Here is a 21,659-nt window from a genome sequence, read left to right on the forward strand (position 1 = left end):
GGGAATTGTGCAACTGCTACATAATACCGTACTTTGTGCATCTGCCTAAAATATAATACCCAAACAGAAAATAAGATATTGAATTATTAACCGTTAAATTCTATGCTATACCTTTATGTATTTTATTAGAGGATTATAGTATAATGCACAGCACAGCACAGCACAGCACAGCACAGCACAGCACAGCACAGCACAGCACAGCACAGCACAGCACAGCACAGCACATCTGGCTGAAAATTTAGCCACTCAACAAGCCTTTCTTAATAAACTTGATGCCGATCTTTGGAAAGCCGCCGATAAACTCCGCCAACAACTTGATGCTGCCAATTACAAACACATCGTTCTCGGTTTCATTTTCTTAAAATACATCTCTGACAGTTTCTCCGCACAGCAAGAAACCATCAAACAGCGTTACACCGATCCAAACTCTGATTTTTATCTTGATCCCACCGCTTACAACGAAAACGATCTTGCCGATATTCTCAAGGCTGAACTTGAAGAACGAGATAACTACACCCAAGACAACATATTCTGGGTTCCACCACAAGCACGTTGGGACGAAATCAAAGTGGTTGCTCGTGCAAACATTGGCGACAAAATTTGGGGCGATAAAACCTTTAAAGGTATCGCCAATCTCATTGATGACGCTTTTGACGCTATCGAACAAGACAACCCGAAGCTCAAAAACGTAATCCAACGCATTAGCCCTTATAAAGTTGATGAAAGCATTTTATTGGGCTTAATCGATCTCTTTTCTGATACCAATTTTACCCGTCCAACCCTTGACGGAAAACCAATTTCACTAGCGGCAAAAGACATTCTCGGGCACGTTTATGAATACTTTCTCGGGCAATTTGCCCTTGCTGAAGGCAAAAAAGGCGGACAATATTTCACGCCAAAATCCATTGTAACGCTGATTATCGAAATGCTCGAACCCTACAAAGGACGCATTTACGACCCTGCAATGGGCTCGGGCGGTTTCTTTGTACAAACCGAACGCTTTATTCGTGAACATCAAGGCAACGTGAGCGAAGTCAGTATTTTCGGGCAAGAATTTAACCCAACCACTTGGAAACTTGCCGCAATGAATATGGCAATTCGAGGCATTGAGTTTGATTTTGGCAAAGGCAACGCCGATACCTTCAGCAACCCACAACATCGTGATAAAAAAATGGATTTTGTAATGGCAAACCCACCATTCAATATGAAAGATTGGTGGAACGAAAGCCTTACCAACGACCCACGCTGGCAATATGGCATACCGCCTGAAGGCAATGCCAACTTTGCGTGGTTACAACATATGATTTACCACCTCTCCCCAACGGGCAAAATGGCGTTATTGCTTGCCAACGGTTCAATGTCGAGCAATACCAACAACGAAGGGGAAATTCGCAAAAATATTCTAAAAGCCGACCTTGTCGAAGCGATGATTGCCCTACCTAGCCAACTGTTTACCAACACCCAAATTCCTGCGTGTATCTGGGTTTTAAATAAAAGCAAAGCTCGTAAAGGCGAAGTGCTATTTATTGACGCACGCCAACTCGGCTATATGAAAGATCGTGTATTGCGTGATTTCACCGCAGACGATATTGCCAAAGTCGCCAACACCTACCACAACTGGCAAAGATCCAGTGCCTATGAAGACCAAGCCGCTTTCTGCAAATCCGTTACATTAGAAGAAATTGAAAAACAGCAATTTATACTCACCCCAGGGCGATATGTCGGCACAGCAGAACAAATCGAGGACGGCATACCTTTTGCAGAAAAAATGCAAGAACTTACCGCTTTATTGAAGGAACAATTTAAACAAAGTGCAGAATTAGAAGCGAAGATTAAAGCGAATTTGGGAGGGTTGGGGTATGAGTAGTTGGAGAAAAGTTACTTTAGAAGAGATTTCTGAAAGTATAAATACTGGATTAGATGCTATTCGTAGAGCCCCTATAGTCGATTTTGAAACGGATATTAAATGCTTGAGAATTCAAGATATTTCTCAGAATAAGCCTATTGAAAGTTGGGGATTTACTGAAGTAAAAAACACAGATTATAGTAAATTCAGATTAATGAAAGATGACATTATAATGGCGAGAACTTGTTCTACAGGAATATGTTTTTTGGCTAAACAAGATCTTCCTGCTGTTTTTAATAATGGATTAGCTAGAATTAGATTAAAAAAAGATATTGCATATCCTACATATGTATATTATGTATTTAAGTCTAAATCTTTTATAAGTTATATTGATGGTATTTCTGGGGGAACATCTGTTCAATTAAATATGAAAATTGGTGATTTATCAAAATATTCGTTTGATTTACCACCATTAAATATACAAAAAGAGATTGCGAATAAATTATCTGATTTAGATAAAAAAATCCACCTAAACACCCAAATCAACCAAACCCTAGAACAAATCGCCCAAACGATTTTTAAAAGCTGGTTTATTGATTTCGACCCCGTTCACGCCAAAGCCAACGCCTTAGCAAACGGACAAACCACCGAACAAGCCACCCTATCGGCAATGGCAACTATCAGTGGTAAAACATTTGATGAATTACACCGCTTGCAGACGAAAACCCCTGAACAATACCAACAACCATGGGAAATCGCAGAGGCATTCCCGAGTGGGTTTGGGGAAGATGGAGTGCCGATGGGGTGGGAGAGTAAGAAAGTTGGGGAAGTTGCTAAGATTATAAAAGGGAAATCTTACAAAAGTTCTGAACTAGCACCATCAACAACAGCATTAGTTACCCTAAAATCTTTTAATCGTGGTGGTGGTTATCGTTTAGACGGCTTAAAAGAATATACTGGCACATACAAAACTGAACAAGAAGTTTTTGCTGGAGATCTAATTATTGCCTATACCGATGTTACACAAGCTGCAGATGTAATAGGCAAACCTGCGATGGTAATGTCCGATAGCCGTTATAAACATTTGATTATTTCATTAGATGTTGGCGTGGTACGTCCACAAAATGAAAAAGATAAATACTTTTTGTATTGTTTAGCTATGACTGATAAGTTTCAGTCTCATACACGTTCATATTGTACAGGAACGACTGTTCTACATTTAGGAAAAGATGCTGTTCCTAGTTTTGAATTTATTGCACCTAATAATAAATTTACTGAATTATTTGATGAGTTTGTTTCACCTATTTTTTCTCGTATAAATAACATTATTGAAGAAAATAAATCTCTAGAGAAAGTTAGAGATGAATTATTGCCTAAGCTATTGAGTGGGGAGATTTAGAATGTTTTATAGCAAGTGGAGTGACTACTATTATCGTTATTTCGATTCGGTATTTGACGACATAGAATGTGTTAAAGCCAATGGTGGTGAGTATTTGGATCCTAAAAGATTAACCCAAGAATGTAAGGATTTAAGCTATATTCTTTCTCAATGCAATAATATTATTTCAATAGCGGCTAAAAATAAAATACCTATCAATCATAAAGAATATTCTCTTTTTGATGATTTAATAGAAAAGTTACAAAAGAAAGTTATATCGTATTCAAAACAGACAAATACAGATGAAACAACCGTTTTCCTTTGTGATGATAAAGAAAAACTAGCTGAATTGCTTCTTGATGCTGAAAGTTTACATACGAGTGTTAGAGAGTATTTTATTCCATTATTTCTTAATGTGATTTCTGATTATCAAAAGGATATTGCGTCTGTATCGGATCAGATTAAGGAAGCAAGAAACTTAGAAGTTATTAATTCTATATCTAAAAAATTTAGAGATGAGGAAATCAAATTTGGGAAATTAAATAATTGCCTTATTGGGGTGATAATTATTACTTTAATTTTCCTTATTGGAATTGTTATGTACAATAATATTGGTTCTGATTTAGAAAGTTATCAGCTTGTATTCTTTTATATTAAAAGATTTTCTATTTTGATGTTGTTTGGCGTTTTATTGACCTTTTTGTTTAGATTAAGAAAGGAAAATTTTAGACTTTCGCAGGAATATAGACATAAAGAAGTATTAGCAAGTTCATTTATCAATTTCCAAGAGCAGATTGATAAAATGCCTGAAACAGTTAAAGAGAAGAAGCAAATGCTTAATATAATGTTATTTGAAGAAACAATCAGAGAATTAGGTAAAAATCCAGCAAGCGTGTTGGATAAGCCTGATAAAGAATTTATTGATGAAAAAACAATAAATAATATTGTAAGTATGTTGTTCGATAAATTATTGAAAAAATAACAAGCGGTAACATTCCCGCAAGATTTTGCAACTTTATGTAGAGATTATTGTAATAGGCTAAGGCGTAATTAGAGGGCTAAACATTCTCTCACGCTGTTTTTGTTTCTGCCAAATCTCCCCTAACCCCTCTTTGCTAAAGAGGGGAACGGATCGAGGTTGCTTATAGGTTCATCGGGAAAATTAACAATGCTTATACAAAACTTCACTCTCCAAATTCTCAACAAAACCAACTCCCCTCTTTAGCAAAGAGGGGCTGGGGGAGATTTGGCAGTGGTAATTAACGAAGAAACAGTATCAGGTAACTGGCGGATTACTTTTGAATTTATTGACGGCGATGCTTATGTTTTGAATTATGAAGATTATCACTAGGAGATAATATGAGCGAAAGAAAACCCTCTCACCCAGGGGAAATTTTATTAACAGGATTTATTGAACCTAACAATATCAAAATCAAAGTGTTAGCTGAGCATTTGGGATTTTCTCGTGAAACGCTTTCTCGAGTATTACACGCCAAAACCCCGATGACAGCAAATTTAGCCATTGCGTTGGAAGAAGCTGGGATTAGTTCGGCTCGATTATGGCTCAGTTTACAAGCAGCTTATGATGTTTGGGAATTAAAACAGCACCGCACAAATCCTATTCCACCGTTTATGTTTGGGGAAATGGCAACGCCTCTTGTTTAAAACATAACATAAGGGCTAATCTTAGGCATAATCTGAGGGCTAAAAAATTCCTCACGCTGTTTTTGTTTCTGCCAAATCTCCCCTAACCCCTCTTTGCTAAAGAGGGGGACGGATCGAGGTTGGTTATAGGTTCATCGGGAAAATTGACAATGCTTATACAAAACTCCGCCCTCCAAATTCTCAACAAAACCAACTCCCCTCTTTAGCAAAGAGGGGCTGGGGGAGATTTGGCAATGGTAATTAACGAAGAAAATAAGATTATATTCAGAAAGGAAAAACACAATGCTCATCAATGAAAACACTATTGAACAAGCCTGTTTGCAATTTTTGCAAGAATTGGGTTGGCGTTATACGCACGGTTCGACTATCAATGCTGATGGAGAAAACCCTTGGCGGTTGCGGACGGACGAGGTGGTTTTTCGTTCGGTTCTGCGTGAGGCGGTGGAACGGTTAAATCCGCAGTTGCCGTCTGCAATGGTGGACGAAGTAGTGGCATTGGTGTGTAAAACAGATATTACAGACCTCACAGAGCGTAATCAGCAAACCTATCGTTATTTGCGTGAAGGTGTTCGAGTGGAATATCGGGAAAATGATGAGCAGAAAGTTGAATTTGCTCGTTTAATTGATTTCCAAACGCCTGAAAATAACCGTTTTGATGTGGTAAATCAGCTAACTATTTTGGGTAAAAAAGGCAACCGCCGCCCTGACGTGATTTGTTATATAAATGGGTTGCCTGTGGTGGTGTTGGAGCTAAAAAATCCGTTAAAAGAGAATGCGGAATTGCCACAAGCGTTTAACCAATTACAGACTTATAAGCAAGAAATTGGCGATCTGTTCGTTTACAATCAAGCCCTTGTGATTAGTGATGGCATACTAGCAAAAGTTGGTTCTCTCACTGCGGATTTAGAGCGTTTTACGCCTTGGCGTGTGGTAGATGAGAAAAATAAGCAACGTATTCACTTTGAACACGAGTTGGAAGGTTTAGTGCGTGGTTTGCTTGATCCTACAAGTTTGTTGGATTATATCCAGAATTTTATTGTGTTTGAGCAGACATCAAGCGGTCGGTTAGTCAAAAAAATTGCCGCTTATCATCAATTTTATGGGGTGAATGAAGCGGTAGATTGCACGCTGTGGGCGGCAAGTGAACAAGGCAATGGCAAAATTGGGGTAATGTGGCATACACAAGGTTCGGGCAAGTCGTTGTCGATGTTATTTTATGCAGGCAAATTGCTCTCTCAACCTGAATTACGCAACCCAACTATTGTGGTCGTTACCGACCGAAATGATTTGGACGGTCAGCTTTATGCGACCTTTTCAGGTGGTAAAGCATTAATTCGTCAGCAACCTATCCAAGCCGATGGTAGAGATGCTCTGCGTGAAGAGCTGGCTAAACGAGAAACGGGCGGTGTCATTTTTACTACTATTCAGAAATTCGGTTTACAAGAGAGCGAGCAAGCTCACCCGATATTAAACGAGCGACATAATATTATTGTGATCAGTGATGAAGCACATCGCTCACAATATGGTTTTAGCCAAAGTATGAAACTGAATGAGGAAAATCGCACAGGCACATATCGGGTTGGCTACGCTAAACATCTGCGTGATGCGTTGCCTAATGCCTCTTTTATCGGTTTTACGGGTACGCCAATTAGCCTTGAAGATAAAGATACACAGGAAGTCTTCGGTAAATATGTGTCGATTTATGATATTACCGATGCGGTAGAAGATGGGGCGACAGTACCGATTATTTACGAGGCTCGACAAATTCCGATTGCACAGAGTGCCGAGTTTGATGATGTTGTGCGTGAAGCTGAAACTTTATTTGATGAAGAAGATGAAAGTAGCTATAACTTCCGTTTGCGTGAAAAATTGATGGGAACGGAGGGGCGTTTATCTCGTTTAGCGGAAGATTTTGTAAAACATTTTGAACAACGCACCGCTTTAATTGATGGTAAGGCAATGATTGTGGCAATGAGCCGTCAAATTTGTGTGAAACTCTATGAAAAAATTACCGCACTTCGCCCTGAATGGCATAGTGATGATGTTAATGAAGGGGCAATTAAAATTGTGATGACGGGTTCAGCGAGTGATCCTGCCGATATTCAACAACACATCTACTCTGCTCAAGATAAAAAGCGGTTAGAACGCCGTTTTAAAGACCCAGATGACCCGCTAAAAGTCGTGATTGTGCGTGATATGTGGCTTACAGGTTTTGATGCCCCTTGCTGTAATACGATGTATATTGATAAGCCAATGAAAGGGCATAATCTAATGCAGGCGATTGCAAGGGTAAATCGTGTATTCCGTAATAAAAGTCGTGATAATGGCGGTTTAATTGTCGATTATGTCGGGCTAACTGCTGAACTTCGAGATGCAACGGAACAATACACTCGTGCTAATGGCAAAGGGCAAATGACCCAGAATATCGAAAAAATCAAAGAAAAAATGCGAGAGTATATTGATATTATTCGAGGGCAATTTGCGACACCAGTCAATGAAAAACCGTTTAAGCTGTTTGATGCGTTGAAGATAGCAGATGAGCTGGCGTTGTTCCAACAAGTGATGTTGGGTGCAAACCATATTCTAGCACTTGATCATCAAAATCCAGATAAACAAGATAAAGATAAAACCCCAAGACGTAATGCGTTTTTAAAAGCGGTGCGTTTAGCCAAAAAAGGTTTTAGCTTGTGTGGTGCAGATAGCGATATTCAGTACTATCAAAAAGAACTCGCTTTTTATGATGCAGTGCGTGCCATACTTGCAAAACGAGAGCCAAATCCAACCGCTTCAAATGATGAACGCCAGTTACAGTTGATTGCTTTATTAAATAAAGCAGTAGATGCAAGCGGTGCGATTAACTTATTTGATTTACTCAATCAAGATCAACCGAATATCAATATTTTATCTGACGAATTTTTAGAGAAAATTAAAAATAGTCAAACCAAAGACCTTTGGCTTTTAGCAATGGAGCGTTATTTAAAAAGCCAAATTAACGAAAAAGGTGCAGGTAATATAGCCGTACAAAAAGATTTTTCTGAACGTTTAAAAGAGGCGTTAAACAAATATCACAACCAAAATTTAACGATCATAGAAGTGTTAAATGAATTGCTGAAAATGAGTAAGGAGTTCACTGAACGCTTGCAACGGGGAGAAAAATTAGGTTTATCTCCAGCCGAAATTGCCTTCTATGATGCGTTGGCTCGCAATGAAAGTGCAGTAGAGCAATTAGGCGATGATGCTTTGAAAAAACTAGCGAAAGAAATTACCGATAAATTGCGTAAATCCGCTACAATCGACTGGCAATATAAAGATGCAGTGCGTGCCAAAATGCGTAACTTAGTACGAATTACCTTACGTCTTTTCAAATATCCGCCTGATAAATGCGATGAGGCAATAAAATTTGTGTTAGAGCAAGCCGATGTGATTGCTGATGAATTGACTAGTTAGTTTTAGGGCATAGGTACAAATACCTATGCCCTAATATCATTATTATTCCTTATATTCAGTCAATACTCTTGGGGTGAGCTTTGTAATCAGTTCATAGTTGATAACACCGATGGCTTCTGCCACTTCTTCAATAGGTAGTGCTTCACCCCATAAAATCACCTCATCGCCTACTTTATCTTGGCTATCAACGCCTAAATCAACGGTCATCATATCCATTGATACTCGTCCAACAATTGGGACTTTTCGCCCATTGATAAAGACAGGTGTACCTTCAGGAGCATTTCTTGGGTAGCCATCACCATAGCCAATCGCAACAACGCCAATTTTAGTATCTTTCGGGCTAATCCACCCTGCTCCATAGCCAACAGGCTCGCCTGCTTTATGGGTACGAACGGTAATTAGCGATGAAGAAAGGGTCATCACAGGTTTAAAACCGAGATCAGTAATCGGGCAATTATGGGGGGAAATTCCGTACATTATAATCCCAGGACGAACCCATTCATAATGAGCCTGTTGCCAATACAGAATACCGCTAGATGCAGATAAACTACGTTCTACTGAATATCCTTTATTCACTTCTTCAAATACGGCAATCTGTTTTTCACTATAACCACATTCTAATTCATCAGCTCTACTAAAATGGCTGATAAAGGTAATGCTTGCAACTAAAGGACATTGGCTTAATCGTTGGTAAAATTCCGTTACTTGTTCGGGGTGAATGCCTAAGCGGTGCATTCCTGTATCTATTTTCAACCAGACATTTACTGGAAAATAAATCTTTGTTTTGCGTTTCCAAAAACCTTTCGCTTGCTCTTTCTGCCACTCTTGTGCTACTTGCTCTAGCATTTCTAGTTGTTCAATACAGTGAATTACGGTGTCAAAACGGCGAGATAGTGTTTTAAGTAGTTCTTCTCTGTCAAAAAAACCTTCAAGTAGCACAATTTTTCCTGCATAGCCACTTTCTTGAATACTTAGTGCTTCTTTAATTCTTGCAACCCCAAAGGCATCAACCATATTCTCAATATTTTTCGTAACACAGCGAATACCTTGCCCGTAGGCATTTGCCTTAACGACAGCACAAATTTTACTATTTGGAGCAAGTGATTTAATGAGTTTCAGATTATGGCGTAAAGCACTACCATTGATTATTGCGGTTGCTGGTTTCATAGAATTTGATGATATAGGTTGAAAAGAAAGGTTTGATTATAAACTTTAAGTAGAAAAATGCGAATGGGATTTTAGATACATCATTCTAAAATTAAATAAGGGATACCAAAGTACCCCTTATTACAACAACTATTTACAACAGCTAGTTATATTTATCTCTCTTGTAGTGCCTGTTTCATTCGAGTAATTGGCTTAATGAGATATTGGAAGACGGTTTTTTCACCTGTTTTAATATCTACCGTTGCAGTCATACCTGGTGTAATATCTAAAACATTTCCTGCTCTATCAGTAATATTATTCTGTGTTGTTTCAACTAACACTCGATAATACGCCTGATCTGGATTTAATTTTAGTTCACTTGGTCGTCTTTCATCTTGTAGAGTATCAGGGCTGATCAATACCACTTTACCTTCAATTCCACCATAAATAGCGTAGTCATAAGCACTAATTTTCACAATAGCTTCTTGTCCAGTACGAATAAAAGCGACATCTTTCGGACTAATATAAGCCTGAACCACTAATTTATCGTCGATTGGTACAATTTCTAAAATATCTTGTGCAGCTTGGATAACACCCCCTATGGTATTTACTCGAATATTTTTCACAATACCTTTCAATGGTGCTCTAAGTTGTGAACGCTCTACTGGATCTGCTCTTACTGCCATATTTTCTAAGGCTTGAGCTAATTCAGACTCTGTGCGAACTAATTCTTGGTTTGCATCTGAACGATATTTATTTTTGCGTTCAGTGATCTGCTGATTAAGCTCTAGAGATTGACGTTTTAGGCGTAAAAACTCTACTTCCGACATTACACCACGATTTACCATAGGTTGAGTAATCGAAATTTCACGATCTAACACTTTCTTACTTTCACTTAATCCTGCTATAGCTTCATTCAATGTTTTCTGATTTGCTTGATAAACCGCAAGTTCTCGTGCTTTTAACTCTTCTGATATATGCTCTGGGAAAGCAAGTGGAATATCGTGAGCTTCAGCTTGTAAACGAGCAGAGATTGCTTGTAAGTTATTCACTTTTGCTTGGCTTTCTCGAAAGATAGCAGAACTTCTTGTGTCATCTAAGACTAATAAAATTTGCCCTTTTTCAACAATATCCCCTTCTTTCACGCGCATTTCTTGCACAATACCAGGATCGATACTCTGAACAATTTGATCTCGACTGCTTGGAATAACGCTACCTTGTCCACGAGTAACTTCTTCAAGTGGACTGTTATATGCCCATATCACAAAAACAACAATAAAAACAAAAAACAATACGACAACAGAAAAAATACCAGTATGTTTTTCAACTTGTAATGCAGCATTGAGATCATTTAACAACGGCAAATCTGCTTGTGCTATTTTTTCTTTTTCATTTTTTATACTAGGAGGTGTATTTTCTTTCTTCATTAGATTATGTTCCTACGCTTTTAGCTATTCTCTTCTGATTGTTGTTCAGATGAAGCCTCAGCAGATTTATTCTCTACTTTTTTAGTATTAGATACATTATCTTGCTCTTGTAAATGGCGTAATACCGCATCTCTAGGTCCATCAATTACCACTTTACCTTTATCAATCACAATAATACGATCAACTATTTGTAATACTTGTGGACGATGTGTCACCACGATAAAAGTACGATCTACCGACCAGCGAGCTAATGAATTGAGTACTAAATTTTCAGAATTTTGATCTAGACTATGCGTTGGTTCGTCTAGCAACACGACTCTCGGATCACGCAATGTCATACGAGCCAAAGCAACCAATTGCTTTTGACCACCTGAAAGCCCCATTCCATTTTCACCTAATGGCATATCAAGCCCTCTCGGGTGATCTTTAATAATATGATCTAATCCAAAGCGACGAAGTGCCATTAATAATTCGTGATCTGTTGAGAAATTATCTTGACGAGCGAGATTTAAATTCTCTCTTAATGTTCCTAAGAACAATCTTGGCGATTGTGGCAATTGAGCTATCTGACTTCTTAAGAAATTAGGGTCAAGCTGGCGAATATCTACGTTATCTAAGGTTACACTTCCTTCAACAGGCTCGTATAAACCAGAGGTTAAATTTAATAATGTCGTTTTACCACTACCCACTCTACCTAAAATACCAACACGTTCACCCGGCTGAATTTCAATATTAACGCCTTCTAAAGCAAGATGCCCTTCTTTGCCATATTTGAATGAAACATTATTGAAATTAACCTTTCCTTCTACTCTATCTAAGCGAATATATTGATGATCTGGACGGCGTTCGGTTGGGCGATCTACAATATTATTTACCCCAGATAATGCAACTTTTGCTTGTTGGAAACGAGTGGCTAAACCAGCAATTTGTGATAATGGTGCCAATGCTCTACCAGAAAGAATTACAGAAGCAATTAATGCCCCCATTGTAATACGCTCACCTTCTACAGTACTATGAATTAAATAAGTACCAAATAATACTAAAAAGACGGTATTTAGTTGCTGCATTCCCACTGCAAAGTTAATCACAAAGTTATTGAGATCTTTCATTTTAGTCTGAATACTAGCTGTTTTAGCGGTATATTGATCCCAACGTTGTTGTGCCCAACTTGTTGCATTATTTACTTTTAAGGTTTCAATCCCTTCTATTGCTTCTACTACTAATCCTTGTCGCTGTGATGATTCTTTCATTGACGCTGTCATATAGTAAGCAATTTTAGGCTGTACCAATAAACCAACAATCATCACCAATGGAATCAAAATCATCGGCACTATAGCTAACTTGCCACCAATTAACCAAATCACAAAAACAAAGAGTAATAAGAACGGTAAATCTACTAACACCAATAAACTGGCACTCGTCATAAATTCACGAACAGATTCAAAATCTCTCAAATTATTAGCATAAGAACCTGAAGAAGCTGGTTTATCAGCCAATCTGATTGACATTACTCGCCTAAAAAGCGCAGAACTAATAATCAAATCCGCTTTTTTACCAGCGATATCGGTTAAATGCCCCCGAATCATTTTAGCTATAAATTCAAAAGTAATCGCTAGAATAACTCCGATACTCAATACCCATAAAGTTTCATAGGTTTTATTTGGAATCACTCTGTCATAAACATTCATTACATATAATGAACTCACTAAAGCTAAAAAGTTAATTAAGAATGTGGCAAGAATAACTTGGAAATAATAGGGTTTAAATCGCCAAATAACTTTCCAAAACCACGCTTTAGGCAGATGATATTCGGGTAATTCTGAACGCACATCAGCCATAATTTTAGGTTTAATAAACCAACAAAACCCTAGATATTTTTCATCTAATTCTGTATGCGATATTTTCTTTACCATACCGTCAGTTTGACGGATATGGTATTCTCGAGCAGTGCCACTACCCTCAATTTTTGTGATTACTGCACCTTCTTCGCCACCTAAAAAAACAACCACAGGAACAGCTAATGAAGGAATATTGGTTAGCGGACGTTTAGAGATATTATTATCAAAACCATTGGCTTTTAATAATTCAATCAATGATGAATAATTAATACGCTGATACTGATCTCTCACAATCTGTGCCGACAACGCTTCTTTTGCCACAGGAGAGCCTAAAAGTTGAGTTGCTAATGCAACATGCTCAATAATTGATTCCATAAAATCACGTCTTTATTTTTATAAATTTAAGTTAATTCGTTGAATACCAGCCCATTTAGCTACTTGAGCCTGAGAGATGAGATAATTCAGTGCTGCAATACGGTAATCATTTTTAATATTCACTTCTTCTACCTGAATATCAGTCAATTCTTTATAGGAATTAAGTACATCTAATAAAGAACGCTGTGCAATATCAAATTGCAATTCAACCGAAGATAATACCCGCTTCTGAGAGGCGATCTGCTTGGTTACTACCCCTAAACGGCGATTGTTCTGTTTCATATCAATCTCAGAACTTCTTGCTTGTTCTTGTAATTCCAACAAAATTTCTTGCAATTTGGCTTTTGCAGCTGCTTCTGAATACTGGTTATGATCAACAGAATGGTATGCTGCAGAATCGAAAATATTCCAAGATACACCTAAATAGACTTCATAGCCCTTATTATAAACTTCACCCTGTAAGTTAATTGCTGGTAATAATTTTGCTTTAGCAGCTTTTACCCCTGCTTGAGTGCTAGCTAATTCTTCTTGTTGAGCTAAATACGTTGGATTTTGATTTAAAGTAGAATTCTTGTAGTTCGCAATAAATTTCTCAGGTTGTCTATTTGGAAATGGATCAAATAAATCATTTTCTGAAATTGGTGATTTTGTATAGCGATTGATTTGACTGAGAGAAACATTGAGTACACGAGTCTGCTGTTCAATAATAGACTCCACCTGCAGCAATCTTGATTTTGCTTCTTCCACTTCAAATTCACGACCTTCATCATAATTTGCAATGGTTTGAATGCTACGCAAAATATTTTGGTGACGTTTTAAACTCTCTTTATACACAATAATATTTTCTTTCGCTCGCAGAGCCGTTAAATAAAGTTCAGTAATTATCTTACCAACCTGCTCTTGAGTTTCATCTTTTTTAAATTTAAAGAAACCTTCTTTATGGCGATCTCGCTGAACTTCATTCTCAATCGCTCCCCAAGAGTATAAATTAACTTGCCCTTTTAAGGTTGGTCGAGAGCTTTTTCTGTCGGAAGTATCTTTATGTTTTTGAGATAATACTTGAGTATTTGTCACAGAAAGAATAGGGTAATGACCTGCTTGTGATATTTTAGTCTGAGCTTGTGCTACAGCTACATTTGCTTTTGCCTCTAATACTCGAGGGTCTTCATTAAGTGCATAGCGTAAAATATCTTGAAGTTTTGTAGAGTTTGCGTTAGCAGACAACGTATAAAACATTGCCAGTAATCCTAAAGATAAAGATGTGTATTTCATTATTTATATCCTACTTTAATTAAAACGACTAGATGTATTTTTATAACAACGGTAAATATTATAGCTCAAATACACTATAAATAAAATTGAATTCCAGTAAAATCAATCAGTATATCGAAGAGAAAAATAAAAATATAATTTGTTTATAAAAATTATAATACTGTATTCCATTTTTTCCTAAATATAATTTAATAAGGCGTATTTAATACGCCTTATATACCTATACTCTATTTACTCGGAGATTGAGCTAAAATTTTAGTGAGAAGATCCCAATAAATTTCAACGGCTGGAATATGCACTTTTTCATCTGGAGAGTGTGCATTACGAATAGTTGGTCCAATCGAAACTAAATCCATTGTTGGATATACTTTCTTAATTAAACCACATTCAAGCCCTGCGTGAATAACCTGAATAGTCGCTTCATAGCCTAGAATTTCGTCATAAATTTGTTTGGTTAATGGCGTAATTTTAGAGAAACGATCTGGCTCCCAACCTGGATAGCTACCAGAAAAAGTAGCTGTTGCTCCAGTTAATTCAGCTAAAGATGTTAATCTTCCTCTTACATCTGCTTTTCCATTTTCTACTAATGAACGTAGTAAGATATTCGCTACAACTTCATTTTCTTCCGTTGTTAGAATACCTACGCTAAGCGATGTTTCTACCACATTTTTAACCACATCACTGTTACGGATAACACCATTTGGTAATAAGTTTAAAAATTGAATAACTTTATGGCTTGATGCTTGATCAAAAATATTCTCAGGGCGAGCTACATTATTGTAAATAAAGGTCAGATTTGGCTCTGCCAGAGCTAATTCTGTTTTTAGCACTTGTTCCACTTCAGCTAAACAAGCGGTGATTTTCTCTTGATTTTTTGCATCGAATACAAGGGTAACACTAGCTTCACGAGGAATTGCATTGCGTACTGAACCACCACGAATTTCAGCAATTTGGAATGGTACTGTGGCTTTCAATTCAGTTAAGGTTCTTGCCAATAGCTTGATTGCGTTCGCTCTGGTAGTATGAATATCACAACCTGAGTGTCCGCCATTTAGACCTTTTAATTGGAATTGTAATGCCGTATCAAATGGATTATTTTCATATTTTACTGGTAGTCTTAATTTAGCATCTTCCCCACCAGCACAGCCAATATAAATTTCACCATTTTCTTCGGTATCAGTGTTGATCATTATATTGCTTGTTAGCCAATTTGGACGTAAACCGATAGCCCCAACCATTCCTGATTCTTCGGTCATTGTTAATAATACTTCAATATCAGGGTGTACAAGGTCATCAGCATCAAGTACGGCTAAACAAGATGCTAAACCAATACCATTATCCGCACCGAGTGTAGTGCCTTTTGCTTTCACCCATTCACCATCAATATAAGGTTGAATTGGATCTTTGGTAAAGTCGTGCTGTGTGCCTTCATTCGCTTGCGGTACCATATCTAAGTGAGCTTGAATAGCAATACCTTGACGATTTTCCATTCCTGCGGTTGCAGGTTTGCGGATCAGTACATTACCAACTTCATCACGCTCCACAAAGAATTGTTTCTGTTTTGCCCAATCAACAATAAATTGAGCGATTTGCTCTTCGTGATAAGAAGGGTGTGGAATTGCACAGATTTGATCGAACCATTTCCATAATAGGCTAGGTTTAAGTGTTTGAATTTCAGACATATTCACCTCTCTTTAGTTAGTTTAAGCGGTATGTTCTTGACAAAGATTTGCAAAAATCACACCTGAACGGGATTTTATTGTAAAATTCGTTGGAAATGATAGCACGAAACTGTTTTTTAAGTTATCGTTACGCAATTTTTTTATTCGGTGCTTTAGTGCCGCTTTATATTAGGTAAAATATTATGAGTGAAAAATACACTAACGAAAAATATGTTGTGACGTGGGATATGTTCCATATGCACGCTAGAAAATTAGCACAGCGTTTATTACCTGCATCACAATGGAAAGGGATTATTGCGGTGAGTCGTGGCGGTTTATTCCCAGCGGCAGTATTGGCTCGTGAACTAAGCATTCGCCACGTTGAAACTGTTTGTATTGCAAGTTATGACCACGACAGCCAAGGGGAATTAAAAGTATTACACGCAGCAGAAGTTGCCAATGGTGGAGAAGGCTTTATCGTTGTTGATGATTTAGTCGATACAGGTAATACCGCTCGTGAAATTCGTCAAATGTACCCGAATGCTAAATTTGTAACCGTATTTGCAAAACCATTAGGGGCAGCATTAGTTGATGATTATATTGTTGATATTCCACAAGAAACGTGGATTGAGCAACCTTGGGATTTAGGTATCACATTTGTTCCACCACTTTCCAAAAGCTAATTATTAAGCACTGCTATCTAAGGACGCATTATGCGTCCTTGCAGTTTATTGACAAAGTGTTTTCATTCGGACGCCAAGCGTGGCGTCCCTACAAAGAACAACTATAACCAATTGAAAAATAAACATTTTATTTTTTCGTGTAGGGACGCCACGCTTGGCGTCCACTCATTAAATCAACAAATTAAGGTTTGTCATCAGTCTGTAAGGCCGCATTATGCGTCCTTGTTATTTATTTTTATTGAGTATCTACTATGAGTTTAGGCAATCTCTATATTATTTCAGCACCAAGCGGAGCAGGCAAATCATCTTTAATCAACGCATTATTAGCCGATTTACCAAGAAGTGAAGTGCAGCTTTCAATTTCTCACACCACGCGTAATCCTCGCCCTGCGGAAGAAAATGGCGTACATTATTATTTTACAACTCACGATGAATTTAAATCTTTGATTGAGAAAGATCATTTTTTAGAATGGGCGGAAGTCTTTGGCAACTACTACGGCACATCTTTACCAATGATTGAGCGTAGTTTAGAAAATGGGATCGATGTTTTTTTAGATATTGACTGGCAAGGTGCAAGACAAATTCGTGAAAAAGTGACGACAGTTAAAACTATCTTTATTCTGCCACCATCTAAAGCTGAACTAGAGAAACGTTTAATCGGTAGAGGGCAAGATTCAGCAGAAACGATTGCTAAACGAATGGCAGAAGCTGTATCAGAAATGAGCCACTACAATGAATTTGACTATGTGATCGTCAATGATGATTTCCAACAAGCACTCGCTGAATTAAAGAGCATTCTTATTGCAGAACGCTTAAAACAAACGGTACAAGCAGAACGTCATCAGCAACTTATTTCTCAACTATTATCAGAATAAGCGGTCAGTTATTTGTAAACTTTTGCAAAAAATGAATGATCGTTCATTTTTATGCTAGTCGAAGTGAGGCTATTTCTTTAAAATAGCCTTACTATTTTTGAGAAAGGAAAAAACAATGAAAATGACAAAATGGGCGATTTCCCTTAGTGCGATGATCGTACTTAGTGCTTGTAGTAGTCATATGAGTAATGACGGCTCATTAGAAAATGTACAGCTTACCCATCAAACCTACCAAGATATTACGAAACAATACCAAATTGATGAAAAATGGTGGTTAGGCTACCAAGATAAAGAATTAAATCGCTTAGTTGAAATGGCTCTAGCAAATAATATCAATTTAGCGAAAGCCGCCATTGCAGTTAATTCAGCCCTGTATCAAGCTAACTTAGTCGGTGCAAATTTAGTCCCTACTTTTAGTGGTGAAAGTCGTTCTTCTGCGACTAAAGGTATTGGCTCAACCGATAATGCAGTTTCGACTGGTGTTTCAACCATCAATCATCAACTAGGCTTTAATTTAAGCTATACCCTTGACTTATGGGGGCGTTTAAAAGATGCGGCTAGCGCTGCGGAATGGGAAAAAAATGCTACCGAAGAAGATTTAAAAGCAACACGTCTTTCTTTAATCAACGGTGTAGTAAGTAGCTATTATAACCTAGCGTACTTCAACGATGCCATTCGTGTGACTCAACAGAGTATTAAGACCTATGAGCAAATCAACCATATCCTGACCAATAAGCAAAATGCAGGCTTGATTGATGGGCTGACGGTCGCACAATCTACGCAGGCTATTCTTACGGCTAAAAATACCTTGATCAATTTACAAACAGCACAGAAAACCGCTGAGCAGACGTTGCGTAATTTGCTAAATTTAAAACCTAATGAACCACTTGCAGTGAATTATGCAAAACTAAATAGCGTGAAGTTACAAGGTGTTGATATGAATGTACCTGTTTCTGTTATCGCAAATCGTCCTGATCTCAATGCAAGTTTAAACCGCTTTCAAGGGGCATTTAAAAGTTTAACCGCAATGGAAAAGAGTTGGTATCCAACCTTAACTCTTGCAGGAACTTTATCTGCATCAGCAGGGAAAGTAGGAAATTTACTCGATAACCCAACATCAACAGGGCTATTATCGCTGAACTTGCCATTCTTAGATTGGAATCGTGTTCAAAATAACGTGAAATTATCGGAAGAAGCCTACAAATTGGCTCGTCTAAATTATGAACAAACGATAACATCAGCATTAAATGAAATCGACACTTATTACTATGCTTATAATCAAGCTCGCAATGGTTATGCTAATTTGCAAAAAAAATATGCTTCTGACAAAAAAATCAGCGGATATTATAAAAACCGTTACGATCAAGGCGTTTCCGAATTTCGTGAATGGCTAAATGCCTTGAATACAGAACGAGCATCGGAGCTTAGCTTATTAGAGATGAAATACACGCTCATCAAAAATGAAAATGCGGTATATCAAGCAATGGCGGGTAAATACCGTAAATAAAAACAATACTTAACACAAGCGGTAAGATCTTCGGTATTTTTTGCAAAATATGATAGGATCTTACCGTTTTTTATTTTAGTTGATCTTTACTTATGAAATTTATTATTAAACTTTTCCCTGAAATTATGATTAAAAGCGATTCAGTGCGTAAACGCTTTATTAAAATTTTAACGTCCAACATTCGCAATGTATTAACTCGTGAAACAGAAAATGTCGCTGTTATTCGTAACTGGGATTTTATTGAAGTTCGAGCTAAAGTAGAGGAAGAAGCCTCATTAGTACTGGATTTATTACAACGCACCCCCGGTATTCACCATATTTTAGAAGTGGAAGAAAAACCGTTTGAAACTCTACACGATATTTTTGAGCATACCTATTCAGCCGTAAAAGATGAATTGATAGGTAAAACATTCTGTGTTCGAGCTCGCCGTAAAGGAAAACACGAATTTAGCTCATTAGATGTTGAACGTTATGTTGGTGGTGGCTTAAATCAACGTATTGAATCAGCATCTGTAAAACTAAGCAACCCAGATATTACGGTTAGAATTGATATTGATCACGATAAAATGCTATTGATTAAAGCTCGCCACGCAGGGATTGGTGGCTATCCAATTGGTACGCAAGAAGATGTGCTTTCCTTAATTTCAGGTGGATTTGATTCTGGTGTATCAAGCTATATGCTTATTCGTCGTGGTTCTCGTGTTCATTACTGTTTCTTTAATTTAGGTGGGGCAGCCCACGAAATTGGCGTAAAACAGATGGCATACCATATTTGGAGCCGTTATAGCACTTCACACAAAGTTCGCTTTGTGGCAATTAATTTTGAAAATGTCGTTGGTGAAATTTTAGAAAAAGTCGATAACGGACAAATGGGCGTAATCTTAAAACGAATGATGGTGCGAGCAGCGAGTAAAATTGCTCAACGCTTTGACATTCAAGGGATCGTAACAGGTGAAGCTCTAGGACAAGTTTCTAGCCAAACATTAACTAATTTACGCTTAATTGATAAAGCATCAGATACTCTCGTCCTTCGCCCATTGATTACCCACGATAAAGAACAGATCATCGCAATGGCAAAAATGATCGGCACTGATGATATTGCCAAATCAATGCCTGAATTTTGTGGTGTGATTTCAAAAAATCCGACGGTTAAAGCAATTGAAAGTAAAATTTTGGAAGAAGAAGGACATTTCAATTTTGAGGTTTTAGAACAAGCGGTTGCTAATGCGAGTTTCTTAGATATTCGAGAAATTGCCCAACAAACCGAAAAAGAAGTGGTTTCCGTAGAAACAACATCAGAGCTAAGCCCTAATGATATTATCTTAGATATTCGTAGCCCTGAAGAAGTCGATGAAACTCCGTTCAGCTTGGCTGGCGTAGAAGTTCAAACCTTACCATTCTATAAATTGTCCAATCAATTTGGACAGTTAGATCAGAGCAAAAATTACCTACTTTATTGCCAACGTGGTGTAATGAGTAAATTGCAAGCCCTGTATTTAAAAGAGAATGGTTTTACAAATGTAAAAGTATTTCGTTTGTAATGTCTGAATGGGGCTAATGTAATTAGCCCCTACGAATAGATTTCTTATAACAACATCATCTCTAATAACCTCTGAATGGGGCTAATGTAATTAGCCCCTACGAATAGGTTTCTTATAACAACATCATCTCTAATAACCGTAGGGGCAAATTATATTTGCCCTAAATTATCTTTTTCAAAAATTACATTCGTTCTAGGTTATTTGGCATATCCATCAAGTAATATTTGCCAATCTTGTTCATTAAATAAAATCCCTAAACGAGTTTGCTCTTTTAGAAAAGAACGATGTAAGCGATCTAAATTCCGCTGTTTCCAAGAACAACCAACCTGAATTTTGCACTTGTCAAAATCAATGAGCCAAAATTGTCCTTGATTATCAACGAGAATATTGTGGATATTGAGATCGGAGTGATGCACTTGATGATCGTGTAATTGGCGAATAAGCTCACCAATTTGCTGATATTGTTGCGATGTTAAGCGGTTATTTTGTAAATATTGGCTGAGATCCTGTGTATTCGCAATTTTTTCTAACAAAATATCCGCTTGATAACAGAAAAATTGGCGAGTTATTTGACAAGCAATCGGGCGTGGTACGGGCAATCCCCATTGCGCAAGTTGCTTAAGTAAATTAAATTCTTGTACTGCTCTTGTATTTTCATTAGTGGTAAAAAAGTAGCGATCTTTCACTAATTTACCAAATAATCCCCCACGATAATAATGGCGAAGCACACTATTAACCCCAAGTTCTTTAGTTGTATTGATGAACCAAGTTGTGCCACGTCCTTTTGATGAACCTAACAAGCGGTCAGATTTTATGAAATTTTCGCAATTTAATAACTGCTTGACAAAAGTCTGCTGTGAAAGTGGGACAATATCGGGGTTAAATTGGTAATATCTCATCTTATTTCATCAAGTTTACAAAAATGGTTCTCAATTCTACACGATTTTTAGCTCTTTCGTTGTATTTTTAGGGTAATTTGGTAGAATCCAACGCTTAAA

The 21,659-nt window shown here is 37.5% G+C and carries 15 protein-coding genes and 1 pseudogene; 10 read left to right on the forward strand and 6 right to left on the reverse strand.

The features are described from left to right. Positions 1-226: 226 nt before the first annotated feature. The 6 genes and pseudogenes from ACWIW0_RS08950 to ACWIW0_RS08975 all read left to right on the forward strand — a co-directional run bounded on the left by ACWIW0_RS08950 (position 227) and on the right by ACWIW0_RS08975 (position 8,336). Entirely contained in the window at positions 227-1,867 is a 1,641-nt protein-coding gene (locus ACWIW0_RS08950) for a class I SAM-dependent DNA methyltransferase (RefSeq protein ID WP_454453060.1), read from the forward strand. Beyond that, complete coding sequence (locus tag ACWIW0_RS08955; RefSeq protein WP_454453038.1) at positions 1,860-3,245, forward strand: restriction endonuclease subunit S; 1,386 nt, start codon at positions 1,860-1,862, stop codon at positions 3,243-3,245. The genes ACWIW0_RS08950 and ACWIW0_RS08955 overlap by 8 nt, the downstream gene beginning before the upstream one ends. Before the next feature lies 1 nt (position 3,246). Next, positions 3,247-4,206, forward strand: a complete 960-nt coding sequence (locus ACWIW0_RS08960; protein ID WP_454453039.1) for a hypothetical protein — start codon at positions 3,247-3,249, stop codon at positions 4,204-4,206. A 288-nt stretch (positions 4,207-4,494) separates the two neighbouring features. After that, positions 4,495-4,575 (forward strand): annotated as a pseudogene (locus tag ACWIW0_RS08965) (type II toxin-antitoxin system RelE/ParE family toxin); the annotation flags it as partial. A gap of 8 nt (positions 4,576-4,583) precedes the next feature. Then, on the forward strand, positions 4,584-4,889 hold the full coding sequence (locus ACWIW0_RS08970; RefSeq protein WP_454444674.1) for a HigA family addiction module antitoxin: 306 nt from the start codon (positions 4,584-4,586) through the stop codon (positions 4,887-4,889). A 282-nt stretch (positions 4,890-5,171) separates the two neighbouring features. Continuing rightward, positions 5,172-8,336, forward strand: coding sequence for a type I restriction endonuclease subunit R (locus ACWIW0_RS08975; protein WP_454453040.1), 3,165 nt, complete (start codon positions 5,172-5,174; stop codon positions 8,334-8,336). A gap of 42 nt (positions 8,337-8,378) precedes the next feature. Here the strand turns inward: ACWIW0_RS08975 and alr are convergent, their stop codons facing one another. The 5 genes from alr to ACWIW0_RS09000 form a co-directional block, all read right to left on the reverse strand. Next, complete coding sequence (alr, locus tag ACWIW0_RS08980) at positions 8,379-9,503, reverse strand: alanine racemase (protein WP_454453041.1); 1,125 nt, start codon at positions 9,501-9,503, stop codon at positions 8,379-8,381. A 152-nt stretch (positions 9,504-9,655) separates the two neighbouring features. After that, positions 9,656-10,909, reverse strand: a complete 1,254-nt coding sequence (locus tag ACWIW0_RS08985) for an HlyD family type I secretion periplasmic adaptor subunit (protein ID WP_454453042.1) — start codon at positions 10,907-10,909, stop codon at positions 9,656-9,658. 20 nt (positions 10,910-10,929) lie between these two features. Further along, positions 10,930-13,122: a type I secretion system permease/ATPase gene (locus tag ACWIW0_RS08990; RefSeq protein ID WP_454453043.1), complete on the reverse strand. Its 2,193-nt coding sequence runs from the start codon at positions 13,120-13,122 to the stop codon at positions 10,930-10,932. An 18-nt stretch (positions 13,123-13,140) separates the two neighbouring features. Next, positions 13,141-14,394 carry a TolC family protein gene (locus ACWIW0_RS08995; protein WP_454453044.1) on the reverse strand — a complete coding sequence of 418 codons (1,254 nt, stop codon included), beginning with the start codon at positions 14,392-14,394 and terminating at the stop codon, positions 13,141-13,143. 227 nt (positions 14,395-14,621) lie between these two features. Next, a complete protein-coding gene (locus ACWIW0_RS09000; protein ID WP_454453045.1) occupies positions 14,622-16,076 on the reverse strand; it encodes an aminoacyl-histidine dipeptidase in 1,455 nt (484 codons plus the stop codon). Positions 16,077-16,258: 182 nt separating this feature from the next. On the opposite strand from ACWIW0_RS09000, the gene gpt reads away from it, so the two are divergent. From gpt to thiI, 4 genes are all read left to right on the forward strand, one after another. Then, on the forward strand, positions 16,259-16,738 hold the full coding sequence (gene gpt, locus ACWIW0_RS09005; protein WP_157395575.1) for a xanthine phosphoribosyltransferase: 480 nt from the start codon (positions 16,259-16,261) through the stop codon (positions 16,736-16,738). Positions 16,739-16,989: 251 nt separating this feature from the next. After that, positions 16,990-17,613, forward strand: a complete 624-nt coding sequence (gene gmk / locus ACWIW0_RS09010) for a guanylate kinase (protein ID WP_454453046.1) — start codon at positions 16,990-16,992, stop codon at positions 17,611-17,613. Between the two features lie 115 nt (positions 17,614-17,728). Then, complete coding sequence (tdeA, locus tag ACWIW0_RS09015) at positions 17,729-19,120, forward strand: toxin/drug exporter TdeA (protein ID WP_454446681.1); 1,392 nt, start codon at positions 17,729-17,731, stop codon at positions 19,118-19,120. A 92-nt stretch (positions 19,121-19,212) separates the two neighbouring features. Continuing rightward, positions 19,213-20,661, forward strand: a complete 1,449-nt coding sequence (thiI, locus tag ACWIW0_RS09020; RefSeq protein ID WP_454446678.1) for a tRNA uracil 4-sulfurtransferase ThiI — start codon at positions 19,213-19,215, stop codon at positions 20,659-20,661. A 197-nt stretch (positions 20,662-20,858) separates the two neighbouring features. Here the strand turns inward: thiI and ACWIW0_RS09025 are convergent, their stop codons facing one another. Then, entirely contained in the window at positions 20,859-21,560 is a 702-nt protein-coding gene (locus tag ACWIW0_RS09025; RefSeq protein WP_454453047.1) for a 3-deoxy-D-manno-octulosonic acid kinase, read from the reverse strand. Positions 21,561-21,659: the final 99 nt, after the last annotated feature.

The sequence above is a fragment of the Ursidibacter sp. B-7004-1 genome (assembly GCF_053654055.1).